General features: G+C 64.0%; 21 protein-coding genes and 1 tRNA gene. 6 read left to right on the forward strand and 16 right to left on the reverse strand.

Features of this window, described 5'->3' with window-relative positions:
* Nucleotides 1-46: 46 nt before the first annotated feature.
* Nucleotides 47-1,321, reverse strand: a complete 1,275-nt coding sequence (phoH2, locus tag AC3WJM_RS11685) for an RNA 5'-3' helicase PhoH2 (protein ID WP_370872299.1) — start codon at nt 1,319-1,321, stop codon at nt 47-49.
* A gap of 371 nt (nt 1,322-1,692) precedes the next feature.
* On the reverse strand, nt 1,693-2,454 hold the full coding sequence (locus tag AC3WJM_RS11690; protein WP_059387964.1) for an isoprenyl transferase: 762 nt from the start codon (nt 2,452-2,454) through the stop codon (nt 1,693-1,695).
* A gap of 243 nt (nt 2,455-2,697) precedes the next feature.
* Here AC3WJM_RS11690 and trhA point away from each other — a divergent pair, with 243 nt between their 5' ends.
* Nucleotides 2,698-3,339, forward strand: a complete 642-nt coding sequence (gene trhA / locus AC3WJM_RS11695) for a PAQR family membrane homeostasis protein TrhA (protein WP_492271937.1) — start codon at nt 2,698-2,700, stop codon at nt 3,337-3,339.
* Nucleotides 3,340-3,353: 14 nt separating this feature from the next.
* On the opposite strand, the gene AC3WJM_RS11700 is transcribed toward trhA, so the two are convergent.
* The 3 genes from AC3WJM_RS11700 to mca all read right to left on the reverse strand — a co-directional run bounded on the left by AC3WJM_RS11700 (nt 3,354) and on the right by mca (nt 6,940).
* Entirely contained in the window at nt 3,354-5,582 is a 2,229-nt protein-coding gene (locus tag AC3WJM_RS11700; protein WP_492271938.1) for a thioredoxin domain-containing protein, read from the reverse strand.
* Nucleotides 5,560-5,964, reverse strand: coding sequence for a hypothetical protein (locus AC3WJM_RS11705; protein WP_492271939.1), 405 nt, complete (start codon nt 5,962-5,964; stop codon nt 5,560-5,562). The genes AC3WJM_RS11700 and AC3WJM_RS11705 overlap by 23 nt, the downstream gene beginning before the upstream one ends.
* 70 nt (nt 5,965-6,034) lie before the next feature.
* Complete coding sequence (mca, locus tag AC3WJM_RS11710; RefSeq protein WP_441437669.1) at nt 6,035-6,940, reverse strand: mycothiol conjugate amidase Mca; 906 nt, start codon at nt 6,938-6,940, stop codon at nt 6,035-6,037.
* 127 nt (nt 6,941-7,067) lie between these two features.
* Here mca and AC3WJM_RS11715 point away from each other — a divergent pair, with 127 nt between their 5' ends.
* Nucleotides 7,068-7,526 (forward strand): DUF4307 domain-containing protein, encoded by a 459-nt coding sequence (locus AC3WJM_RS11715; RefSeq protein ID WP_306961158.1) that lies wholly within the window; start codon nt 7,068-7,070, stop codon nt 7,524-7,526.
* A gap of 153 nt (nt 7,527-7,679) precedes the next feature.
* Nucleotides 7,680-8,174 carry a transcription elongation factor GreA gene (gene greA / locus AC3WJM_RS11720; RefSeq protein WP_184736437.1) on the forward strand — a complete coding sequence of 165 codons (495 nt, stop codon included), beginning with the start codon at nt 7,680-7,682 and terminating at the stop codon, nt 8,172-8,174.
* 148 nt (nt 8,175-8,322) lie between these two features.
* Here the strand turns inward: greA and ilvA are convergent, their stop codons facing one another.
* From ilvA to AC3WJM_RS11735, 3 genes are read right to left on the reverse strand one after another with little or no spacing between them, the layout of a single operon-like run.
* Nucleotides 8,323-9,561 (reverse strand): threonine ammonia-lyase, encoded by a 1,239-nt coding sequence (gene ilvA / locus AC3WJM_RS11725; RefSeq protein ID WP_284990405.1) that lies wholly within the window; start codon nt 9,559-9,561, stop codon nt 8,323-8,325.
* Between the two features lie 3 nt (nt 9,562-9,564).
* Nucleotides 9,565-10,890 (reverse strand): AI-2E family transporter, encoded by a 1,326-nt coding sequence (locus tag AC3WJM_RS11730; RefSeq protein ID WP_492271940.1) that lies wholly within the window; start codon nt 10,888-10,890, stop codon nt 9,565-9,567.
* A 41-nt stretch (nt 10,891-10,931) separates the two neighbouring features.
* Entirely contained in the window at nt 10,932-11,882 is a 951-nt protein-coding gene (locus AC3WJM_RS11735; RefSeq protein ID WP_492259519.1) for an aldose 1-epimerase family protein, read from the reverse strand.
* Nucleotides 11,883-11,984: 102 nt separating this feature from the next.
* On the opposite strand from AC3WJM_RS11735, the gene galT reads away from it, so the two are divergent.
* The 3 genes from galT to AC3WJM_RS11750 are packed head-to-tail and all read left to right on the forward strand — an operon-like array spanning nt 11,985 to nt 15,576.
* Nucleotides 11,985-13,118, forward strand: coding sequence for a galactose-1-phosphate uridylyltransferase (galT, locus tag AC3WJM_RS11740; protein WP_284990401.1), 1,134 nt, complete (start codon nt 11,985-11,987; stop codon nt 13,116-13,118).
* Complete coding sequence (gene galK / locus AC3WJM_RS11745; protein ID WP_306961150.1) at nt 13,115-14,284, forward strand: galactokinase; 1,170 nt, start codon at nt 13,115-13,117, stop codon at nt 14,282-14,284. Before galT ends, galK begins: the two co-directional genes overlap by 4 nt.
* A gap of 53 nt (nt 14,285-14,337) precedes the next feature.
* Nucleotides 14,338-15,576: an acetyl-CoA C-acetyltransferase gene (locus AC3WJM_RS11750; RefSeq protein ID WP_284990399.1), complete on the forward strand. Its 1,239-nt coding sequence runs from the start codon at nt 14,338-14,340 to the stop codon at nt 15,574-15,576.
* A 73-nt stretch (nt 15,577-15,649) separates the two neighbouring features.
* On the opposite strand, the gene AC3WJM_RS11755 is transcribed toward AC3WJM_RS11750, so the two are convergent.
* The 8 genes from AC3WJM_RS11755 to AC3WJM_RS11790 all read right to left on the reverse strand — a co-directional run bounded on the left by AC3WJM_RS11755 (nt 15,650) and on the right by AC3WJM_RS11790 (nt 23,070).
* A complete protein-coding gene (locus AC3WJM_RS11755) occupies nt 15,650-16,552 on the reverse strand; it encodes a Bax inhibitor-1/YccA family protein (RefSeq protein WP_492271941.1) in 903 nt (300 codons plus the stop codon).
* Nucleotides 16,553-16,684: 132 nt separating this feature from the next.
* Nucleotides 16,685-17,398 (reverse strand): ABC transporter ATP-binding protein, encoded by a 714-nt coding sequence (locus AC3WJM_RS11760; protein WP_284990397.1) that lies wholly within the window; start codon nt 17,396-17,398, stop codon nt 16,685-16,687.
* Nucleotides 17,385-18,272: an ABC transporter ATP-binding protein gene (locus AC3WJM_RS11765; protein ID WP_059387972.1), complete on the reverse strand. Its 888-nt coding sequence runs from the start codon at nt 18,270-18,272 to the stop codon at nt 17,385-17,387. Before AC3WJM_RS11765 ends, AC3WJM_RS11760 begins: the two co-directional genes overlap by 14 nt.
* Nucleotides 18,269-19,468 (reverse strand): branched-chain amino acid ABC transporter permease, encoded by a 1,200-nt coding sequence (locus AC3WJM_RS11770; RefSeq protein ID WP_084784379.1) that lies wholly within the window; start codon nt 19,466-19,468, stop codon nt 18,269-18,271. The genes AC3WJM_RS11765 and AC3WJM_RS11770 overlap by 4 nt, the downstream gene beginning before the upstream one ends.
* Nucleotides 19,465-20,484, reverse strand: a complete 1,020-nt coding sequence (locus AC3WJM_RS11775; protein WP_059387973.1) for a branched-chain amino acid ABC transporter permease — start codon at nt 20,482-20,484, stop codon at nt 19,465-19,467. Before AC3WJM_RS11775 ends, AC3WJM_RS11770 begins: the two co-directional genes overlap by 4 nt.
* Nucleotides 20,485-20,562: 78 nt before the next feature.
* On the reverse strand, nt 20,563-21,792 hold the full coding sequence (locus AC3WJM_RS11780; RefSeq protein WP_059387974.1) for a branched-chain amino acid ABC transporter substrate-binding protein: 1,230 nt from the start codon (nt 21,790-21,792) through the stop codon (nt 20,563-20,565).
* A gap of 241 nt (nt 21,793-22,033) precedes the next feature.
* A tRNA-Leu gene (locus AC3WJM_RS11785) sits at nt 22,034-22,107 on the reverse strand.
* A 42-nt stretch (nt 22,108-22,149) separates the two neighbouring features.
* Entirely contained in the window at nt 22,150-23,070 is a 921-nt protein-coding gene (locus AC3WJM_RS11790; RefSeq protein ID WP_492271942.1) for an N-acetyltransferase, read from the reverse strand.
* Between the last annotated feature and the right edge of the window lie 94 nt (nt 23,071-23,164).

The following is a 23,164-nucleotide window of genomic DNA, read 5'->3' on the forward strand; positions in this document are numbered from 1 at the left end:
CCCCCCCCCCCCCCCCCCCCCCCCTCCGGACAACAGAGGCCGAGCCTTAGATTTCGGCCCCTTCAAGCAGTTCCGTCACGAGGGCCGCGATCGGCGAGCGCTCGGAGCGGGTCAGGGTGATGTGGCCGAAGAGCGGGTGCCCCTTGAGGGTCTCGACGACGGCGGCAACGCCGTCGTGCCGGCCGACTCGGAGGTTGTCCCGCTGGGCGACGTCGTGGGTCAGGACGATCTTGGAGTTCTGGCCGATACGGCTCATGACCGTGAGGAGCACGTTCTTTTCGAGCGACTGTGCCTCGTCCACGATCACGAAGGCGTCATGGAGCGAACGTCCGCGGATGTGGGTCAGCGGCATGACTTCCAGCATGCCCCGGTCCATGACTTCTTCCACGACTTCCTGGCTGACGAGTGCACCGAGAGTGTCGAAGACCGCCTGCGCCCAGGGGTTCATCTTCTCCGCCTCGGAACCGGGAAGGTAGCCAAGTTCCTGTCCACCCACCGCATACAGGGGGCGGAAGACGATCACTTTGCGGTGCTCCCGGCGCTCCAGGACGGCCTCGAGTCCGGCGCACAGGGCCAGGGCCGACTTTCCCGTACCCGCGCGGCCTCCGATCGAGACGATTCCGACGCTGGGATCCATGAGCAGATCGATCGCAAGCCGTTGCTCCGCCGAGCGGCCGTGCAGTCCGAAGACATCGCGGTCCCCCTTGACCAGCCGCACTTGCTTGTCCGCGCCCACGCGTCCCAAGGCGGAGCCCCGGTTGGAAAGCAGCACCAGTCCCGTGTTGACGGGCAGCTCCGCCGCCGCCGGGATGAACACCGGTTCATGCCCGTACAGGGTGGTGATTTCGTCCTCGCTGGCTTCGATCTCGGCCATGCCGGTCCAGCCGGAGTCCTTGACGAGCTCATTGCGGTATTCGTCCGCGAACAGCCCCATCGCGGAGGCTTTGACGCGCATCGGAAGGTCCTTGGAGACGACCGTGACGTTGCGGCCTTCGTTGGCGAGGTTCTTGGCGACTGCCAGGATGCGGCTGTCGTTGTCCGGGCCACGGAATCCTGCCGGAAGCACTTCGGTGGACACATGGTTCATCTCAACGCGCAGCGTGCCGCCGTCGGTTCCGATCGGGATGGCTTGATTCAATCCGCCATGCTCGATGCGCAGGTCATCCAGGAGCCTGAGGGCCTTGCGGGCGAAGTAGCCCAACTCGGGATCGTGGCGTTTGCCCTCCAATTCGGTGATGACCACGATCGGGACAATGACTTCGTGCTCCGCGAAGCGCAACAGGGCGTGCGGATCGGAAAGCAAGACGGAAGTGTCAATCACATAGCTCCGGCCAGTCGGGGTCCCGGACTGTGCAGTCCGCCCGCTGTTGGCCCGCTTGGTGCGAGAGGTAGCTGAACTTTCCCCGTCTGAAACGACTACGGGCAGTTGCTCAGAAATAGCCACATCGACTCCAGCCCCGGGCGAACCCGGCTTATTCGTGAGGCGGCTCGGCCGGAAGGCCGGGCGCGGCCCCCCACGTAACTGGTGCGATGATTCGCTCCATCTACTGGCCTCCCCGATCAGCAGGCGGTTTGCCTACTGATGGGATTAACGTATTCCCGTGCGATTACATTTCCGGTTAGCCCAAACGGCGATTCGTGTAGACAACATGTGAACTTCCCGTGAACGGGAGCGCACCGGAAGTCACCGAGTCAGGAACCGAAGCGGCGTTGGCGGCCGGCGTAGTCCCGCAGGGCCCGCAGGAAATCAACCTTGCGGAACGCGGGCCAGAGTGCCTCGCAAAAGTAGAACTCGCTGTAGGCGCTTTGCCACATGAGGAAACCTGACAAACGCTGTTCACCTGACGTGCGGATCACCAGATCCGGGTCCGGCTGGCCTCGCGTGTAAAGGAAACGCGAGATGTCGTCCACTGAGAGCTCATCGGCCAGCTCGGTGATGTCGCGGCCGTGCGCGACGGCGTCGTGCAGCAGTTCCCGCACGGCGTCAACGATCTCGCGCCGTCCGCCGTACCCGACGGCCACGTTCACATGGAGCCGCTCGCGGATCGGCGTGCGGGCCGTGAGCTTGTTGAGCCTCTCGGCGAGGTAGTCCGGAAGGAGCTCCGGCGCGCCCATGGCGTGGACCGAGATATCGGCGTCGTCATCCAAGCGGTCGAGCGTGTTGGCGATGATTCCCATCAGCAGTTCGAGCTCTTCGCCGGAACGGTTCATGTTGTCCGTCGAGAGCATGTAGAGAGTGACGACTTTGACACCGAGTTCCTGGCACCAGCCGAGGAATTCGTGGATCTTGTCCGCGCCTGCCTGATGGCCTTCGCTGGTCGGAGCGTTGAACTGCCGCGCCCAGCGGCGGTTGCCATCCACCATGACGCCGATGTGCCGGGGAATCTTCTCCCGCTCGAGCGAACGGAGCAGTTTGCGCTCGTAGAAGCCGTAGAGGAAGCCGGGCCACTCCATCCGGACACTCACCTGACTTCCTATGAACAGCACGTTAAAAGCGAAACAAACGACGACGGCGGCCAGCCCGCTTGGCAGCCGGCCCCCAGCCAAACAACTATCGACACCTCCGGACCGCTGCCGTAGGCGCACCACCAAGGCTACCTTCCCAAGGCGGGCAGCCGGCACACCTGAACAGCGGAAAACGATCGCAAAGGGCGCTACTCGGCAGTAACTTATCCAGGCGCGGGTTACGCTTTAACGATGTCGGAGCTGCTCACAACCAAGCCAAGGTGGCGCGGCTGGATCCATGCTGTGGCCACGCCTTTCGCCGTCGCGGCAGGGATCGTCCTGGTGACATTGGCGCCAACGACGGATCGCAAAATCGCCTCCGCCATCTACGCCTTGACGGGTGTGCTGCTCTTCGGCGTGTCCGCGGTCTACCACCGCGGCAATTGGGAGCCGAAGACCAGGATGGTCCTCAAGCGCCTGGACCACACCAACATCATGCTGGTGATCGCGGGCAGCTACACACCCCTCGCGTGGTCGCTGCTGGAGCGTCCCAAGGCCGTCCTCCTGCTGTGGGTGATCTGGTCCGGAGCGCTGCTGGGAGTGCTTTTCCGGGTTCTCTGGACCGGCGCTCCACGCTGGCTCTACGTGCCCATCTACGTCGCGCTGGGCTGCGGGGCATTGTTCTACCTGCCGGAGTTCTTCACGGCGAACGTTCCAGCGGCGATCCTGATCTGCGTGGGCGGGGTCCTCTACATCGCGGGCGCGGTTTTCTACGGAATCAAGAGGCCCAACTTCAGTCCGTTGAACTTCGGCTTCCACGAGCTCTTCCACGCCCTCACCGTGCTGGCGTTCGCCGCGCACTTCGCCGCGATCATGATTGCCGTGGTGAGTTAATTGGCGATCCTGGGCTAGCCGGCGGCTTCCGCCATCGCGTCGAGGCGCTGCGCGAGTTCCTCGACCGATCCAAGCGGCAGGTCACACACCATCCCCCGGCATAGGTACACCAGCGGTGAGCCGTCCGCGGCAGCTGTACGGGCCTCGAGCAGCGGCACCTCAGGTTCCGCTGCCCGGGCCCCGGGCAGGGCGCCGTCGTCGGGCGCTTGTTGGCCGGCCACACGGAGCTGGACCGCAACCACCATCCCCGGGCTCGGCGAGGCCAACAGCGCGCGGTGGAGTTCCCGTTGTTTGGCGCCTGGTGGGCCGGATACTGCGGCCTCTACGGGACCAACCGCGGCTGCCTGGGCAGTCGCAAGCAGCCATCCCGCTACCCGTGGAGCCCGCCCGGCTATGGGCGGCAGGAGCGAGAGGATGTTGCTCGCCATGGCCCTGTGCTCGTGCGAACCGGAGTAGGCCGCGTAGCTCAGCAACACTCCGGCAAACGCAGCTGCCCCGCTGGGCGCCGCGTTGTCGAAGGGGTCCAGGCCCGCGTGCTGGCCCTGCGCGTTGAATACCTGGGCCGACTCCCCTACGGAGTCCGACAACCTGCCGTCCACCACGAATCGCGCGCAGGCTCCGCTGATCAGCTCCTCCGCGAACCGGTACCAGCGCTGCTGGCCAGTCACCGCGTAGAGGGCCAGGAAGCCTTCGGCGCAAAATGCGTAGTCTTCCAACAAGCCGCTGATGCCGCGCGCAACGCCGTCGTGCGAGACCCTCATCAGCACCCTCGCCCCGGGCTTTGAGGTGCCGGCGGCCGGACGCCAATGCACGCGCACCAGGTACTCGGCCACGCTTTCCGCGGCGGTCACCAGTTCAGGCCTGTCCAGGACAGCGCCGGCTTCGGCAAGCGCCGCGATGGCCAGGCCGTTCCAGCCCGCCACGACCTTGTCGTCCCGGGCCGGTTGGGGCCGCGCCGAGCGCGCGGCGCGCAAGGCGGGCCTGACTCGGTTCCACAACCGCGATTCCGCACCGGAGAGCTGGTGCCCGGGATGGAGCGGAGACCCGAGTTCCGAGACCGTCCCGGACGGCCCCACGTTCATGAGCCGGGCCACTGCGGCGCCGTCCCCGGGGCCAAGCACGGCTTCGAGGCTCGCAGGAGTCCACAGGTAGGACGCCCCTTCGTGATGCACTCCGTCCACCACGGTATCGGCGTCGAGCGAGGAAGCGAGTCCGTCCGGCGCCGCGGGATCACCCACGCCGAGCGAGCCGAGCATCCAGTCCGCCACCCGCGACGCCACACTTGCGGCCTCGCCGGCCGGCAAGACCCAGTCGCCCCGAAGCCGGACCCAGTGGACGTAGGCACGGAGGAGCTGGGCATTGTCGTAGAGCATCTTCTCGAAATGCGGCACGGCCCAATCCGCGGTCACGGAATACCGGGCGAAGCCGCCGTCGAGCTGGTCGCACAGTGCGGAACGGGCCATGGCGGCGAGCGTGCGGCCCGCCATGTCGCGGGCGGCGTCCGAGGTATCCGACGGTACGGCAGCGTGCCGGATCAGGAACTCAAGAACGGCCGACGGCGGGAACTTGGGAGCGCCGCCGAAGCCACCGCCGTCGGGGTCCTCCGAACGGGCGAGAAGACGCACGGCTTCCGATAACAGGCTTCTGTCCAGGCTTTCGGACGGCCTGTCGAGGAACACGGCTGAGGCGAGCTGGGCATCGGCCATGCCGACGGCGAGCCCTCGCGCGTTTTGCTCGACGGCGTCGCGGCGTTCCAGCCACGCCTCATGGACCGCTTCAAGCACCTGGCGGAAGGACGGTCTTCCGGGTTGTGGCTTCGGCGGGAAATAGGTGCCCGCATGGAAGGCCAAGCCGTCAGGCGTCAGGAACACGGACATCGGCCAGCCGCCCTCGCCGCTGATGGCCTGCGTGGCTGCCATGTAGATCGAGTCCACGTCGGGGCGTTCTTCGCGGTCCACCTTGATGGCCACGAAGTGGGCGTTCAGATACTCGGCGGTGTCCTGGTCTTCGAATGACTCGTGGGCCATGACGTGGCACCAGTGGCACGCGGCATAGCCGATGGAGAGAAAGACGGGAACATCGCGGGCCGCCGCGAATGCAAAGGCCTCGTCGCCGAACGGCCGCCAGTACACCGGATTGTCCGCATGCTGGCGGAGATAGGCGGACGGTTCCGAGCCGAGGGCGTTGGACGCCCCCGGCCATTCCCGGGTGATGCCCGGGTCAGCGGGCTCCGGAGCCGGCATCGCCGTCGGAGTCTTCTGCGCGCGGCTTGGCCGCAACAGCGCCGCCGGTCTCAGCGGTGCCGGTCTCAGCAGTGCCGGTCCCAGCGCCGGTCTCAGCAGTGCCGGTCCCAGTGCCGGTCACGGCGCCGCCAGTCCCGGAACCGTCCGCCTCAGCCGCGTCGGGACCCCCGACCAGGGCTTCTTCAACCTGGGCGCGGTAGCGGACCCGCCGGATCCGGCGGACCATGTCGACGATCAGGAAGGTCGTGAGCACCACGATGAAGGCAGTCAGGACGAATCCCCAGGTTCCCGGGGTCACCTGGTCTTCCGACAAGCCGGGGCGCAGCGACGGGGTCGGGGTAGGCGACGGGGTCGTGGCCAGGGCGATGAGAAAATGGTGCACGGTTCAAACCTTCTATGGGAGTTTCCAGCCGGGTGGCGACTTCTACGCTTGATAGAAATCGCCGGCGATCCTATCTTAGCCCTGCGAACAGGTCCTTTTCCGGCAGTTCGGCCGGGATCACGGAGTGGACCAGCGTGTAGTCCTCCCACGGCCAGGCCCTGCGCTGCATCTCCGGGGATACCGCGAAGAAGAAGCCGAGGGGGTCAATCTGCGTCCGATGCGCCCTGAGTGCGTCGTCACGGGCCTCAAAGTAGTCACCGCAATCCACTTGCGTGGTGGTCTGGTGCATAGGCCTCGGCGGAGTATGTCCTTCCGCGTCGGCTTCAAGCCAGGAGGCCAGGCGTTCGGCGTACGGCGATTGCAGGCCCGCCTCTTCGAGCGCGAAATGCAAGGCCCGGAAGCGGTCGGGGCTGAAGGCGCGGTCGTAGTACAGCTTGCTGGGCGCCCAGCTTTCGCCTGTCCCAGGGTAGCGTTCCGGGTCACCGGCTGCGTGGAAGGCTTCGACGGCAACCTTGTGGGCCATGATGTGGTCAGGATGCGGGTAGCCGCCGTTTTCGTCGTAGCTCACCATGACGTGCGGCTTGAAGTCGCGGACCAAGCGGACGAGCGGTGCCGAGGCCCGCTCAAGGGGCTGAAGCGCAAAGCAGCCGGCGGGCAGGGGTGGCAACGGATCGCCGTCGGGCAGTCCGGAATCCACGAAGCCCAACCAACGCTGCTTGATTCCGAGGACCGCGGCAGCTTGCTTCATTTCCAAACGGCGCGCGCCTGCCATGTCGCGCTTCGGGTGCGGGGCGGACTCCATGGCCGGGTTCTGGATGTCCCCGCGGGAACCGTCGGTGCAGGTAGCCACCATGACCTCCACGCCGGAAGCCGCATACATCGCCATGGTTGCCGCGCCCTTGCTTGACTCGTCGTCCGGGTGTGCGTGGACGGCGAGCAGCCGGAGCTGCGTGTCGGGGCTGGTGGATGTGCTCATCCGGTACGGTTCCTCTTTCCGGGTCATGCTGTTCTGGGTTTGCTGGTGGCTGTACTGATCAGATCTTTCTAACGCGTGCGACTCCGCTGTGGGCGAAGAGGCGCCGGAAGCCCACTAAACTGGGTGGGTGACTTCGGAAGACCCATCGGGCACGGCGCTGCCAGCAACTACCAGCCTAGCCAATCGCTACGGCAGCCAAAAGCGCGCCTTCGGAGGGAAAACCAAACGGAACATCGTCATCGCCGTCCTCCTCGTGGTCATCGGGCTCTTGTTTTGGGTCACTATGTCTTCCTCGCAATCGTCTGTGTCTTTCAAGGACATCGGTTACAGCGCCACTGATGCCACCCAGCTGTCGGTCGATTTCCAGGTCACAAAGAACCCGGATGCCACCGCAAAATGCGCGGTCAAGGCCATGGATTCCAAGTTCGCGGTGGTCGGCTGGAAAGTCGTTGAGATCGGCCCGAATGCCCCGAAGGCAGGGGCCGACGGTGGCCAGACAACCGCCCAAAGGGCCATCCTTCGCACGGAGTCCGAGGCCGTGTCCGCCGTCGTGGACAACTGCTGGATTGTCGACAGCAGCAAATAGCGACGGTGTGACCCGCGACTCAGTGAGCTTGGGTTTGTCCACAGGATTGACTACACTGGATCAATACCTTAACCCCGCTGAGTTGGTTGCTGAGTTCCACGAGTGGCCTGCACCGGCGGGGTCTTTGCTTGTCAGATCCATAAGGAGAAGTCCGTGTCGACCACCAACAGCGCGCCTGCAGCTTGGCTTACCCAGGACGCATTTGACCGCCTGAAGGCAGAGCTGGACCACCTTTCCGGCCCTGGCCGTGCGGAGATCGTACAGAAGATCGAAGCCGCCCGTCAGGAAGGCGACCTCAAGGAAAACGGTGGATACCATGCCGCCAAGGAAGAGCAGGGCAAGATCGAGGCCCGCATCCGCCAGCTGACCGTGCTCCTGCGCGACGCCCAGGTGGGCGAAGCTCCGGCCGATGATGGAATCGTCGAGCCCGGCATGCTCGTCGTCGCACGCATCGCCGGTGACGAAGAGACCTTCCTGCTCGGATCCCGTGAAATCGCCGGCGATTCCGATCTCAACGTCTTCAGCGAGAAGTCCCCGCTCGGCGTGGCGATCATGGGCCACAAGGAAGGCGACAAGATCAGCTACGTCGCCCCCAACGGCAAGGAAATTCCGGTGGAGATTGTTTCCGCCAAGCCGTTCGCCGGCTGATTGTTCCGCGAAACAACGACGCCGGCCCACCCCTTCCCGGGGCGGGCCGGCGTTTTGCTTTGCGTTCCCCCCAACTAGCTCGCAGTTGTTGTCGTTTTGAGGGCTCATAACGACAACAACTGCGAGTCAGTTGGGGTGGGCTACGGCGTCAGTGCACCACGATCGGGTGGAAGCCCTCGGCTCGAAGGGCTGCCAGGACCTGCTCGCTGTGTTCGTGGCCCTTGGTTTCCAGGTTGACGGTGATGGAGACGTCGCCCATGCTGATCGCGCCGCCCACCCGGGTGTGGTCCAGGCCGGTCACGTTGGCATCGTTTTCGGCGATGATGCGGGCAATGGTCGCCAAGGAACCGGGACGGTCATCCAGCATCATGCGCACGGTCATGTAGCGTCCCGCAGCCGAGAGGCCGCGCTGGATCACCTTGAGCATCAGCATGGGGTCGATGTTGCCGCCGGACAGGATGACGGCGGTGGTCCCCGGGTTCTCGATCTTGCCGTCCATGAGGGCTGCGACGCCGACAGCACCGGCCGGCTCGACCACCATCTTGGCGCGCTCGAGCAGGAAGATGAGGGCCCGGGCCAAAGAGTCTTCGCTCACCGTCACGACGTCGTCCACGAGTTCGCGGATGATGCTGAACGGCAGCTGGCCGGGGCGTCCGACGGCGATGCCGTCCGCCATGGTGGAAACCTTCTTGAGCGGCACCAAGGCGTCAGCGGCGAGCGACGGCGGGTAGGCGGCCGCGTTCTCGGCCTGCACGCCGATGATCCGGATCTCGCGTCCCAGCTCCCTGGCCCTCGCTTTGATCGCGACGGCGACTCCGGCCAGCAGGCCACCGCCACCGACGCCCATCAGGACCGTGTCGACGTTAGGGACCTGATCCAGGATTTCGAGCCCGACCGTGCCCTGGCCCGCCACGACGTCGACGTTGTCGAAGGGGTGGACGAAGACCGCGCCAGTTTCGTTCGCGTAGCGCTGCGCCTCGGCCAGGGCCTCATCCACGTTGTGTCCGTGCAGGACGACTTCGGCTCCGTGGCTGCGGGTTGCGGCAAGCTTCGGAAGCGCCACACCGAGCGGCATGTAGATGCGTGCCTTGATTCCGAGGCTTTTCGCCGCCACCGCAACGCCTTGCGCGTGGTTGCCTGCCGAAGCCGCCACCACGCCGCGCTTCTTTTCCTCGGGAGACAGGCGTGCCATCCGCACGTAGGCACCGCGGACCTTGAAGGAACCTGCCCGCTGGAGGTTCTCGCATTTGAAGAAGACCTCTCCGCCTACCATCGCTCCCAGCGCCCGCGAGGACTCGATGGGGGTCTTGGTAATAATGCCCTCGAGCAGCTCCTGCGCCTTAAGGACATCGTCCAGGGTGACGGGCAGGGTATCGAGGGTATTCACGGGTTAATCTCCTTTGTTGGTGTGCTGTGCGGCATCCTTGGCGAATGTCCGTTCCGCAGCCGCGTGCTGACCTGCGGCGCCTTCGCCGCTGTTGGACCGTGCGCCCGCGTTGGCGCCGGGACCGTGGATTTCCTTGATGGTGGGTTCCTCATCGGAGTCCGGTGGTGCAATCCCTGCGCCGGCGTACGCCGTCATCAGTCCTTCATCATGTTCCCACGTCCGCGCTGCAATATAGCGAACCGCCGTATTTGCTACGGCGAGGAGCGGGACTGCAAAGAGCGCTCCCGGGATTCCGGCCAGATAGGAACCGGCGGCGACCGACAAGATGACGGCGACCGGGTGAAGCGATACGGCCTTGCCCATGATGAGCGGCTGGAGGATATGGCTTTCAAGCTGCTGCACGAACAGGACGATGGCCAACATGACGAGCGCGTTGACGGGACCATTCGCCACCAAGGCCAGGAGCACCGCGATGGCTCCCGTCACGAGGGCACCGACCACCGGGATGAACGAGCCGATGAACACCAAGACACCGAGGGGCAGGGCGAGGGGAACCTGGATAATCGCTGCGCCGACGCCGATCCCCACCGCGTCCACGAACGCAACGAACATTTGGATGCGCACGTAGCTGACCATGGACGACCAACCGCGCCGGCCCGCGCCATAGGCCGCTGCGCGTGCGGTCCGGGGCAGGAGCCCGACGATGAACCGCCAGATCCTGGACCCCTCGAGGAGGAAAAAGATCAGGATGAAGAGGGCCAGGACCATGCCCGCGGCAAAATGCCCGGCGGTACTACCGAAGGACAGGGCACCGCTGAGGATGCTGCTGCTGTTGTTCTGCAGGGCCGAGGTGGCGCTCTGGATGTAGGTGTCGATCTGGTCCGCGGTCAGGTGCAGCGGGCCGTCAGCGAGCCAGGCCTGGACTTGCTGGATGCCCGTGAGCGCTTCCTGCCACAGCTCGCCGAATCCCACAGCGAGTTGCCGTCCCACCAACGCCAGGGCTCCCGCGATGACCACGAGGAACCCCACCACTGTGATGGCAACGGCCGCTCCTTGGGGCATCTTGAGCTTCCTGAGCCACCCCGTGACCGGGTAGAGCAAGCCTGCCAGGAGGGAGGCGACCATGAGCGGGATGATCAGGAAGCTGACCTTCCCCAACAGCCAAATAAGGGCTCCAACGACCACCAATATGAGGCCCACCCGCCATGCCCACGCGGCAGCAATCCGGACTCCGTACGGGATGTCCTGCGCAATGTGATGCTCCGACACCTGCCTGGGCGCGGCCGAAACGGGCTCACTCGATGGCGTGGCGTCCTGTGCTGGCGTCATTCACCCATAATTCCGCAGGGAGCTCCCGATAGGAAACCCATCTACAGCGCGCCCACGATTCCCCACCTCATAGTGAAGGTCTCCCCCGGTTCGAGCCACCGGAGGCCAGCGCCCGAGTTGAACGCGTTCGCCGGACCGGTCATGGGCTCAATCGCCACCGCTTTCGAGCGGCCCGGAAAAGTATCCGTGACGAAGATGTGGACGTAGGCGCAGTTTTCGTCCTGCTCCAAGGAGACGCTTCGGCCATCCGGCGCCGACAGCGTTTGGCGGGCGATGCCGCCGTCGAACCCCAAATCCGTGAACGCCACGTCGACATCCAGGCCACCCACACTCCGGCCGGCGCCAAAATCAAAATCACCGTCGACAGGCACCGAACTACGCGGGATCAGCCGCTCGTCGGCCACGAGTCGCGTACCGGCGTGGACAGTCAGGACCATCTCTTCCGGCGGAACGTCCCCTACACGCAAATACGGGTGCGCCCCGAGGACGAAGGGCGCGGGGGCCGCCGAATCATTGATGAAACTCTGGGAGACCCGAAGCGCCAGCCCGGCGTCGATCTCGTAGTGGACCTGATGCCGGGCCAGGAAGGGGTAGCCGTGCTGCGGGAAGATCACGGCTTCGAGGGTCACGGAGAATTCGTCTTCCGCCACGAGGGCGTAGGACGAGTTGCGCAGGAGCCCGTGGCTGGCGTTGTTGCGCGACACCTCCGTGATGTCCAGTTGCTGCTTTTTGCCGTCGAGGTACCAGATCCCGTCCTCGATCCGGTTGGCCCACGGGGCGAGGGTAATTCCGGTGGCACCGGGCGGAAGTTGCGCGTCGCCGTAGCTCTCGGTGAGCTGGACGCCGTCGCGGCTGAACAACCGCAAGCCCGCGGCGAGCTCGGTGACGACGGCGAGTGCGTCACCGCGGCGGATCTCGAATTGGCGTCCGCTGGCAAAGCGTCGGGATACGGTCTCTTCGCCCGGTGTCGAAGACGGCGTTGTGGGAGGCATGGCACCACCGTACTGCATCCCATGTGTTGCTTGGCTTCACCCTCAATGTTCTTTTTTGTTAGATATTTTGCCTTTTTGAGCACTCTGTGGCACCATAAATCCATGACTCGCCTTACCAGCACACGCCTCGCCGATGGCCGGGAGCTGATCTATTTCGACGACGCCGGCTCGCCGGAGCGCGATCCCGGCTCGCTGACGGATCACCGTGAGCTGCCGCAGCGCGCCGATCCGGGCGAGTTGCGCTACGACGCGCTGAGCGGCGAATGGGTCGCCGTGGCGGCACACCGCCAAAGCCGCACCCACCTGCCACCGGCAGACCAATGTCCCATCTGCCCCACCACCCCCGCGAACCCTTCCGAAATCCCGGCGCCGGACTACGACGTCGTGGTGTTCGAGAACCGCTTCCCCTCACTGGGGCCGGCGGTCGGCATGATCCCGGGCATGCCCGCTTGGGGAACCTCCGGCCCTGCATACGGCCGCTGCGAAGTTGTCTCATTCACGCCCAGCCACACCGGATCCTTTGCCGAGCTTGGCGAAACCAGGGCACGCACGGTCGTCGAAGCCTGGGCGCACAGGACTGAGGCGCTCAGCGCCCTTCCCGGAATCCAGCAGGTGTTCCCGTTCGAAAACCGGGGCGCTGACATCGGGGTAACCCTTCACCACCCGCACGGACAGATCTACGCCTACCCCTACGTCACGCCGCGGGCGGCCAGCCTTGGCGCCGCCGCCGGCCGGTACTTCGACGACTCCAAGGGCCGGGAATCGCTCACGTCCTCGATCCTCAAGGCCGAACGCCAGGACGGGAGCCGCATGGTGCTCGAAGCCGAGCACTTCAGCGCCTACGTGCCGTTCGCCGCCCGCTGGCCGCTGGAGGTGCATCTCGTCCCGCATCGGCAAGTTCCCGACCTCGCCGCTTTGAGCGGCGAAGAACGCGACGAACTAGCCCACGTCTACCTTGAATTGCTCAAGCGCATGGACGCCCTGTATCCGACTCCCACACCGTACATTTCCGCTTGGCACCAGGCACCCCTGGATCCCGCCTTGAGACCGTCCGGCCACCTGCACCTGCAACTCACCTCCCCACGCCGTGCCGCCGACAAGCTCAAGTACCTTGCCGGTTCCGAGGCCGCCATGGGAGCCTTCATCAACGACACCACGCCCGAATCGGTGGCCGAACGGCTGCGCGCCGTCGCCAGCGATTCCCAGCGCGCTATTCCGGAAGGGGCCCCAGCATGACCTCCACTCCCGACGCCCCCGCCGTGGGCGCCCTCTCCGGGCTTTTCGAGTCGACTTTCGGTTCAGCCCCCGACGGCGTGTGGCAGGCACCGGGACGCGTGAACCTGATCGGCGAGCACACCGATTACAACGAAGGTTTCGTGTTGCCTTTCGCCATCGACAAGACCGCGAAGGTTGCAGTCCGGATCCGCCATGACTCACGCGTCCGGCTGTTGTCGACCTTCGGCGGGCAAGGCCTCGTCGAAGCCGACGTCGACGCGTTGGTTCCCGAAGCGGCCAAAGGCTGGACGAAGTATCCGCTCGGCGTCGCCTGGGCCTTGCAACAGCGCGGCGTCCTTGTCCCGGGCTTCGACCTCCTCATGGATTCGGATGTCCCGCTGGGCGCGGGGCTGTCCTCCTCGCACGCCATCGAATGCGCCGTCATCTCCGCCCTCAACGAGCTAACGGGCGCGGGACTGGGCGCCGAAGACATGGTCCTCGCAACGCAGAGGGCCGAGAACGACTTCGTGGGCGCCCCTACCGGAATCATGGACCAGTCGGCGTCGCTTCGCGGGTCAAAGGGCCATGCGGTCTTCCTGGACTGCCGCGACCAGAGCGTGCAACTAGTCCCCTTCGACGCCCAGGAGGCCGGACTCGTTCTGCTGGTCATCGACACCAAGGTCTCCCATTCACATGCCGACGGCGGTTATGCCTCGCGTCGTGCTTCCTGCGAACTCGGGGCCCAGGTACTGGGGGTCCCGGCCCTGCGCGACGTAGGCATCGGCGACCTGGAGGAAGCCAGCGGCCTCCTGGACAGCACCACGTTCCGGCGGGTGCGGCACATCGTCACGGAGAACGACCGCGTGCTGCAGACCGTGGAGCGCCTCACCACGGAGGGCCCCGCCCACATCGGCAGGCTCCTCGATGCGAGCCATGCGTCCATGCGCGATGACTTCGAGATCTCCTGTCCGGAACTGGATCTCGCGGTGGAAACCTCCCGAGCCCACGGTGCCATCGGCGCCCGGATGACGGGCGGCGGCTTCGGCGGCTCGGCCATCGCCCTCACCCCGGTGGGCCACGAGCAGGAGGTGCGCGACGCCGTCGTACGCGCCTTCGCGGCGGCCGGTTTCACGACGCCGGACATCTTCACCGTGACCCCGGCCGCCGGGGCCACACGACTCGCCTGAGGTCCGTGCATCCGCCGCCTTTCGGCGGGCCGGCCCCGGCGTAAGCTGGGGGCATGACTGAGGCCGTCATCGTTTCCACCGCCAGAAGTCCTATTGGACGGGCCTTCAAAGGGTCACTCAAGGACGAACGTCCCGACGACCTCGCGGCGGCCATGGTGACTGCCGCGCTGGCGAAGATTCCGGCTTTCGATCCAGGGGCACTAGACGGCCGCGGGCTCGATGACCTCTACCTTGGCTGCGCCGAGCCCAGCGGCGAGGCCGGCTCGAACATGGCCAGGGTGGTGACCGTCCTGGCCGGCCTGGACACCGTCCCCGCGGCCACGATCAACCGCTTCTGCGCCTCGAGCCTGCAAACTCTGCGGATGGCCTTCCACGCCATCAGCTCCGGAGAAGGCCACGCCTTCGTCTCGGCGGGGGTCGAATCGGTGTCCCGCTACCAGAACTGGGTCGGGGCAGGGGAAACCGACACCAGCGTGCACAACCCCCTGTTTGAAGCCGCGCGCGCCCGTACGGCCGCCCGGGCCGCGTCCAACACCCCGTGGACGGATCCCCGCATGGGAGGACGGATGCCGGACGTCTACATCGCGATGGGACAGACCGCGGAAAACGTCGCCACGAGCCACGGAATCAGCCGGGCCGAGCAGGATCTGTGGGCGGTCCAGAGCCAGAACCGTGCCGAGGCGGCCATCTCCTCCGGTTTCTACGCCCGCGAGATCACGCCGTACACCCGCAAAGACGGGACCGTCGTCGAGCGCGACGATTCACCTCGCGCCGGCGTCACCCTTGAAGCGGTCAGCGCCTTGGAGCCGGTCTTCCGCAAGGAAGGGACCGTGACCGCCGGGAATGCCTGCCCGCTCAACGATGGCGCCGCCGCCGTGGTGGTCATGAGCGATTTCCGGGCCCGGGAGCTTGGCCTCGAGCCGCTGGCACGCATCGTCTCGACGGGAGTCAGCGCCCTTTCCCCGGAACTCATGGGCATGGGTCCCGTGGAGTCGTCGCGCCGGGCCTTGGCACTGGCGGGGCTGAGCATGGCGGACATTGACCTCGTGGAACTCAACGAAGCCTTCGCCGTCCAGGTGGTAGCGAGCGCCCGCGAACTCGGCATCGATCCGGAGAAACTTAACGTCCACGGCGGAGCCATCGCCCTTGGCCATCCCTTTGGCATGACAGGCGCCCGGATGACCACCACTTTGCTCAATGGCCTCCGGGAACGGGACTGCACCTTGGGACTGGCGACCCTGTGTGTCGGTGGCGGGCAGGGCATGGCGGTGGTCTTCGAGCGTCTGTCTTAACCGCACCGGAAAGACACGTAGTGCCCCTGAAGACGGATCTTCAGGGGCACTACGCTCAACAAATCCTGGGAGCTTAGTCGTCGCCGCGCAGGATCGCCAGCAGGCGGATGATCTCCACGTACAGCCACACGAGCGTCACGGTCAGGCCGAAAGCGGCCGTCCAGGAGTATTTCTCCGGAGCGCCCTGCCGGACACCCTGTTCGATGCTCGTGAAGTCCATGACCAGTGAGAACGCGGCCAGGCCGATAGCCAGGATGCCGATGAAAACGCCCAACGGGATGCCGAAGATGTGCACGCTGCTGCTCAGGCCGAACGGCGACTGGACTGCGCCCGTCCACACCAGGACCATATTGATCACTGCGAAGACGAGGTAGCCGAGCATGGCGATCATGAAGAAGCGAACAGCCTTGGGGGTGGCACGCACCTTGCCGCTCTTGAAGAGAGCCAAGGTCACGCCGAACACCGCAAGGGTGCCAATGACAGCTTGCAGGCCGACGCCCGGGAACATTCCGTCCAGGAGGCGGGTCAGGCCTCCGAGGAACAGACCCTCAAGTCCGGCATACGTCAGGATCAGTGCCGGGGACGGCTGCTTCTTGAAGGAGTTGACCATGCCCAACGCGAAGCCGCCCAACGCGCCGACAATCATCAGGAGATTTGCAGTTCCGGGAGCAACGAACAACGTGACCGCCGCGCCAAGCAGCAGCACCGCAAGGCACGCTGCAGTCTTGACGATGACGTCGTCGAAAGTCATACGGCCGGTCTCGGCCGGACTGGCTGCGGGCTGGTTGTACATCTCCTGCAGCTGATCGCTCGTCATGGGCGGCTGTGCCGCCCAGGCAGGCTGGCCGTACTGGGGCTGGCCGTATTGGGGCTGGCCGTATTGCGGCTGGCCGTGGGTGTAGCTGGGAACGGGCGGAGCCTGTGTGGCTCCACGGAAATTCTTTCCGTTGAAGATCGGGTTGCCGCCGAGTGCCATGGTGGATGTCCTTCTTGCTGTGGGTGCGAAGTGATAGTTCACGCTACCAATTCCCACGCTTGGTCCGCACCGAAAGTTCCACCGCCGCCGATGCCGGCACCCTCCGCGTTGCGAGGGTGCCGGCACACGGGGCTATCCGACGCCGAGGTACGCTTCCTTGACCGCCGGGTTGGCGAGCAGTTCCTTGCCGGTGCCCCTGTGCGTAATTGACCCGGTTTCCAGGACAAAAGCACGGTGTGCACGGGCCAGGGCCTGGTTGGCGTTTTGCTCCACCAGAAGCACCGTGGTGCCCTGGTTGTTGATCTCGGTGACAATCTTGAAGATCTGGCGGATGAACTGCGGAGCCAGCCCCATGGAAGGTTCATCCAGGAGCAACAGCTTGGGGTTGGACATCAGGGCCCGGCCAATCGCGAGCATCTGTTGTTCGCCACCGCTCATGGTGCCGCCAAACTGCTTGATACGTTCCTTCAACCGCGGAAACAGGTCGAAGACTCGCTCCAAATCGTCTGCAACCTTGGTCCGGTCCTTGCGGCCGTAGGAACCCATGTCAAGGTTCTCCTCCACCGTCATGCCGGGGAAAATTCCCCGGCCCTCAGGCGCCTGCGAAATGCCCTGGACGACGCGGATGTGCGCTTTCATCCTGGTGATGTCCTTGCCGGCGAACGTGATGGAGCCGGCCGACGGAGCCAGCAATCCGGAGATGGTCCTCATGGTGGTGGTCTTGCCGGCACCATTTGCCCCGATGAGCGAGACGATTTCGCCTTCCTCCACGCTGAATGACATGTCGGAAATGGCTTGGATCCGGCCATAGTGGACGGATATGTTCTTCAGCTCAAGCAAGGTCATCTTCAGGCTCCCCGAGATAGGCGGAAATAACTTTCGGGTCATCGCGGATAATCTTCGGCACCGCATCCGCGATCTTTTTCCCGAACTCCAGGACCACGATCCGGTCGGTCACCCCCATGACCAACTTCATGTCGTGCTCAATGAGCAGGACCGTGTAGCCGTCGTCACGAATGGTCCGGATCAGGGCCATGAGCTCTTCTTTTTCCGCCGGATTGAACCCTGCTGCGGGCTCGTCCAAGCACAGGACTTTGGGATCAGTCGCAAGTGCGCGCGCGATTTCCAGGCGGCGCTGGTAACCGTAAGGCAAGTGCCGTGACAAGAAGTGGGCATGATCGGCGATGCCCACGAACTCAAGCAATGCCATGCCGCGTTCAATGGCGGTTTTCTCTTCCCGGACATGGGTGGGCAGACGGAAGAGCGCTCCGCCGACACTCGTGCGGTGGCGTGCATCGAGGCCGACAACCACGTTTTCCAAAGCGGTCATCTCACCAAAAAGGCGGATGTTCTGGAAGGTCCTCGCCAGGCCACGCCTGGTGATCCGGTGCTGCGGCAGTCCGTTGAGCAATTGTCCTTCGAGCAGGACCTTTCCGGACGTCGGCTTATAGACACCCGTCATGGCATTGAAACAAGTGGTCTTACCGGCACCGTTGGGGCCGATGAGACCGAGGATTTCGCCTCTGTTGATATCAAACGTGACATTGTCCAGAGCCGTCAGGCCGCCGAATTTGATGGTGAGGTCTTGGACCTGCACCAAGGCTTCGCCCACTTTGGTGACGATGTCCCTCTCAGGGGCCACCTTCTCGGCGACTTCGAGGTCCACACCCTGTTCCTTGAGTGCCTCTACATCAATATCCGGTTCGATCGCTTCACTCATTTGTCAGCCCCCTTTCCCGGTTCCAGAACGACTTTGCCCGAAGCAGGAATGTCGCCCATGGCACCCTTGAGTTTGTTGTACGCCAGGCGGCCGTAGGCGAGGAGGCTTTGGCGTGCGGGCAGAAGGCCACCGGGGCGGAAGATCATGATGACCACCAGCGCCGCGCCAAAGATCAGATACTTGAACTCGGCAATCGCGGTGAAACGGAGTGGAATATATGCCACCAACGCACCGCCGAGAATCGCACCGACCTTGTTTCCCGTGCCGCCCATGACAACGGCAGCGACGAACAGGATGGACGTGGCGATATCGAACTTCTGGTTGTTCACAAAGCCCACTTGCCCGGCAAACAAGGCACCCGAGAGCCCGCCAACGGAAGCGCCGATGGCAAAAGCCCACACCTTGTACTTGAAGGTCGGGACGCCCATGATTTCCGCGGCATCTTCATCCTCGCGGATGGCAATCCAGGCGCGTCCCACGCGGCTGCGCTCCAGGTTTCCCGCGGCCAAAAGCACCACGATGATGATGGACAGCGTCAGCCAGTACCACGGGGTTCCGTTCGAGTTCTGGAAAATTGTTTGCCCGCTTGAATCCGTTCCCGGAGGGTGGCCAACGTTCTGGAAGCCAACCTGGCCTTTCATCGCCGGAATAATCGTGGCCAAAATGCGCACGATTTCACCGAAGCCGAGCGTGACGATAGCCAGGTAGTCGCCGCGAAGGCGAAGCGTAGGCACACCGAGGACCACTCCGAAGAACATGGCGACTGCCATCGCCAGCGGGAGCGTCCACAAGTAGGGAATGTGCACATACGGCGAATCCGGGCTGGTAAACATTGCCGCCGTGTAGGAACCCAGGGCGAAAAATGCCACATAGCCCAAGTCGAGGAGGCCCGCATAGCCGACCACCACGTTCAAGCCCACAGCCACCAGGGCATAAACAGACATTTGCGCGAGCGCGATTTGCCAATTGTTGCCTGGTTCCGTCGTGATCAACGGCGGGTTGAGGATGGGGAGCAAGTACGCAATGACCACGACGACGATGAGGATCAGCCATTGGGTTTGGCGCGGGAGCGCGTTCCATTTGTCGCTGAGTCCCGGGAACCAGCCTTTGCGGCGCCGCATTTTGGCTTCGCGGTCCGCAATTTCCTGTGCCGAAGCATCATCGGGAATAAGTGTGGGGCCGTCTGTTGTGCTCATGCCTTACTCTTTCCTAGCGAGCTACCCAAGACACCTTCGGGTCGCACAATCAATACCAACACCAGGACCACGAACGCGACCACGTCGGTCCATTGGGAACTGCCCAGGAGCACCTGGCCGTAGTTGCCGATCAAACCGATCAGCAGGCCGCCCAGCAAAGCGCCGCGCACATTGCCGATGCCTCCGAGGACAGCGGCCGCGAAGGCCTTGACGCCGAGGATGAATCCGCCGTTGTATTGCACGCCGGACGGGATTTTCATCACGTAGAACAAGGCGGCTGCGCCGGCCAGGATCCCTCCGATGATGAAGGTGGTCACGATGATCTTTTCCTTGTTGACACCCATCAAAGTTGCGGTATCCGGGTCCTGCGCAACGGCACGGATGCCCCGGCCGGTCCGGGACCGCCTGATGAACTGGTCGGTGGCGATCATGAGGATAATCGCTGCGACCACGATCACCACCTGCTGCGAATCGACGATCGTCCCGAAGACGTCGAAAATCGGGAGCGGCCTGAACATCGTCAGCGCAGCCTCCGGGCTCGGTCCGCGCCACCAGTAGATGGTGTACTGAATGGCGAAGGAAACACCGATGGCGGTAATCAAGAATGCCAGGCGGGGCGCCTTGCGCTGCCGCAAAGGTTTATAGGCCACCCGTTCCACGATCACTGCCATCAAGGCTGAGGCGATGATGGCGACAACGAGGGCGAGGACAAGATTTCCCACGATGGCCCAAAAGGCCAGCCTCGGAGCAGAGGGCCCGAAATTCAGCGCGCTGAGGGTAAAGAACACCCCGTAACAGCCCGTGATGAACACTTCGGAGTGGGCAAAGTTGATGAGGTTGAGAACGCCGTAGACGAGGGTATAGCCGAGGGCTACCAACGCGTAAATTGCCCCGAAGGTCAACCCGTCAAAGGTTGAACTCCAGAAATTTTCGGTAAAGGAGTTTACGTCGAAGGTGATCCACGTATCGTCCATTGGAACCGAGTGGAGCAGGTTGGGAATTACTTCACTGATCATGGCACTTCCTGATGTAATCAAAAGAAATGCTGGGGGTCGGCATGGATGCTAACCCCCAGCATTCATCTGGGCTCGGTGTTATTTTCCGATGACGCCGATGGGAACGATCTTGCCGTTCTCAACTTTGTAGCCGTAAACATCAGGCGTTGCCAGTTCGCCGGTTGAATCCCACTTGTAGTGCTTCGACAGGCCGTCTGCATCGTAGGACTTGACCCAGGAAAGAAGGTCCGCGCGGGACTGCTTGCCCTTGTCGATACCGGAGAGCAGGACCGTGGCTGCGTCGTAACCTTCAATGGAGTAGGTTCCGGGCTCAGCGTTGGCAAGCTTCTTGTACTCGGACTCGAAGCTCGGGATCAGCTCACCGGGGATGCACGGGCAGGTGAAGTACGAGTTCGACGACGCGTCGCCGGCCTGCTTGATGAACTGGTCATCCTTCACGCCATCCGGACCCACGAAGGAGCCGGTGAATCCCTTTCCAACCAGCTGCTGGTCGAAGGGAGCGCCTTCTGCGTAGTAGCCGGCGTAGTAGACGGTGTCTGCCTTGGCGTTCATGATCTTGGAGATCACGGCCGAGAAGTCCTTCTGGCCTGTGACAACCTTGTCGGACCCCACCATCGCGGAGCCCAGGGCCGCGGAGGTTGTGGTTCCCAAACCGATGCCGTAGTCAGAGTCGTCCTGGACGAGGTAGACCTTCTTGGCCTGCAGCTTGTCCGTGAGGAACTTCGCTGCGGCCGGACCCTGGACGGCGTCATTGCCGAGGGCCCGGAAGAAAGTGGTCCAGCCGTTCTTCGTCAGGCTCGGGTTGGTTGCGGAGGGCGTGATGTGCACCAAGCCCTTCTGCTCGAAGATGTTGCCGGTGGCCTTGGATTCTCCCGAGAAGGGCAAGCCCACCACTCCGATGATGTCCGGCTCGGACACGATCTGCGTTACCGGGCCAGTGGCCTTGTTCGGATCGCCTTCAGTATCGAATTTCTTGAACTGGACCTGGCAGCCGGGGTTCGCGGTGTTGTGCTGGTTGATGGCCAGTTGGATGCCGTTGAAGATGTTGATACCCAGCTGGGCGTTGGGTCCTGTCTCGGCACCGGCATAGGCAAGGGTGGTGGTTGACGGGCAATTTGCCTTGCCATCGCCTGCAGGCAAAACAGCTCCGGCAGGAACGTCGACTTTGGAAATCGCAGGGATATTGATCCTGCCGCCGCCACCCGAGGTTTCGGTGCCGCTAGGGGCAGTCTGATTCGCACAGCCCGCCACCAGCATGCCGAGGGTGGCTGCTGCTGCAATCGCCGAAATGACTTTCTTCCTGTACATAAATAGCCTCCGCGGTGCGTCTGATTCGTGGTCATTCGCCCGAAGTCACTTTCACTTCGAACATGTTCCATGAGAGTACTACCAAATATGTGTCCTAGAACACATATACGCAGGTCAGGATCTAATAACGGTGTGTCGCTGTCCAGTCCGGACGGCCCTTCACATGAACGCGGGGTTAAATTCCTGTCACGGCACAGCTTGGCGCAACAAGTGGGGCCGCAGGGTTCGCATTTCGCATGCGTGCCCCAGGTGGGACTCGAACCCACAACACGCGGATTTTAAGTCCGCTGCCTCTGCCAATTGGGCTACTGGGGCGCCCGGATAATGGTAACCCAGTGCACTCCCCTCTTTCGTCTCCTAGAGCCGTTCAAACGGCGCGGCATAACGGAAGGTTCCACTGACGCCGTCGGGCCATGCTTTGAGGGGCAACAGTTGGAAATGGTCTCCCCACCCGGCGTCGGGGGCCACCACGCCCAGCGTGCGCGCGGGCAGAAATCCAAAGCGCGGATAGTACTCGGGGCTGCCCAGCAGGGCGATGCCCGGTTCGCCCGCTTCGTCGGCCCGTCGAGCGGTTTCCCGCAAGAGGGCAGATCCGATGCCGCGCCGCTGCAGGTGCGGTTCGACGCTGATGGGGCCAAGCCCCAAAAGCCGGAGCTCCCCTATCCAGCCGCGGGTACTGATGACGTGGCCCACGATCTCACCGGCAATTTCGGCCACGATGCTGAACTCCGGCAGGTACTCATCGCACTCGAAGAGTTCACGCAGGAGCTTCACTTCGGCCGGGACCCCGTCGACGGGCAGCCCGGTGACCGGGCTGGTGGAAAAGGCGGCAGCCGTGAGCGCCAGCACGGACTCGCGGTCATCCTGCCGCTCCGTTCGCAGCACCACGCCTTGGCCCAGCAGCTTAAGGACTTCCATGGCGCGCCCGCGCTCGGCGGATGGAACCAACAGGTGGTCGTGATGGAACCCTGCCAGGACGTTGCAACTGATACCAGCGGCCGTGAGGGCGGAGCTGACGGCCGCTGTGAGCCCCACGGCGTCCAAGGCAGAGTGGATTTGAAGAGTGATCCACGCCGCCACGAAATCGTAGGACAGTCCCAGGCGTCCGGCTTCTTCACGGCGCAGGACCACCGTGAGGCCTTCCGCTTCGCGGACAGCGGCTTCGATATCGCCCTCAAGCGCTTTGCCGTGCGGCCACAACGCGTACACGTAGTCGCCGTCCCGAAGGACGGGGTGCATGGATCCCAGGAGGGTCGTCAGATCGCTTTCGCCAGCCATGCTGCAAGTCTAGGACCCGCCGTCGCAGGCCATGCCTGCACCGCCGTCGCGGACGGGCCGCGAGTTAAACGACGACGGCGGCCGCTCCCACGTG

This window comes from Arthrobacter sp. FW306-1B-G06A (assembly GCF_058781765.1).

Coding starts and splice junctions, on each gene's coding strand:
- AC3WJM_RS11690 (WP_059387964.1), bottom strand. CDS start 2,454: ATGGAGTGGCCCGGCTTCCTCTACGGCTTCTACGAGCGCAAACTGCTC.
- trhA (WP_492271937.1), top strand. CDS start 2,698: ATGTCGGAGCTGCTCACAACCAAGCCAAGGTGGCGCGGCTGGATCCAT.
- AC3WJM_RS11700 (WP_492271938.1), bottom strand. CDS start 5,582: ATGCCGGCTCCGGAGCCCGCTGACCCGGGCATCACCCGGGAATGGCCG.
- mca (WP_441437669.1), bottom strand. CDS start 6,940: ATGAGCACATCCACCAGCCCCGACACGCAGCTCCGGCTGCTCGCCGTC.
- AC3WJM_RS11730 (WP_492271940.1), bottom strand. CDS start 10,890: ATGACGCCAGCACAGGACGCCACGCCATCGAGTGAGCCCGTTTCGGCC.
- AC3WJM_RS11735 (WP_492259519.1), bottom strand. CDS start 11,882: ATGCCTCCCACAACGCCGTCTTCGACACCGGGCGAAGAGACCGTATCC.
- galT (WP_284990401.1), top strand. CDS start 11,985: ATGACTCGCCTTACCAGCACACGCCTCGCCGATGGCCGGGAGCTGATC.
- galK (WP_306961150.1), top strand. CDS start 13,115: ATGACCTCCACTCCCGACGCCCCCGCCGTGGGCGCCCTCTCCGGGCTT.
- AC3WJM_RS11750 (WP_284990399.1), top strand. CDS start 14,338: ATGACTGAGGCCGTCATCGTTTCCACCGCCAGAAGTCCTATTGGACGG.
- AC3WJM_RS11755 (WP_492271941.1), bottom strand. CDS start 16,552: ATGGCACTCGGCGGCAACCCGATCTTCAACGGAAAGAATTTCCGTGGA.
- AC3WJM_RS11760 (WP_284990397.1), bottom strand. CDS start 17,398: ATGACCTTGCTTGAGCTGAAGAACATATCCGTCCACTATGGCCGGATC.
- AC3WJM_RS11765 (WP_059387972.1), bottom strand. CDS start 18,272: ATGAGTGAAGCGATCGAACCGGATATTGATGTAGAGGCACTCAAGGAA.
- AC3WJM_RS11770 (WP_084784379.1), bottom strand. CDS start 19,468: ATGAGCACAACAGACGGCCCCACACTTATTCCCGATGATGCTTCGGCA.
- AC3WJM_RS11775 (WP_059387973.1), bottom strand. CDS start 20,484: ATGATCAGTGAAGTAATTCCCAACCTGCTCCACTCGGTTCCAATGGAC.
- AC3WJM_RS11780 (WP_059387974.1), bottom strand. CDS start 21,792: ATGTACAGGAAGAAAGTCATTTCGGCGATTGCAGCAGCAGCCACCCTC.
- AC3WJM_RS11790 (WP_492271942.1), bottom strand. CDS start 23,070: ATGGCTGGCGAAAGCGATCTGACGACCCTCCTGGGATCCATGCACCCC.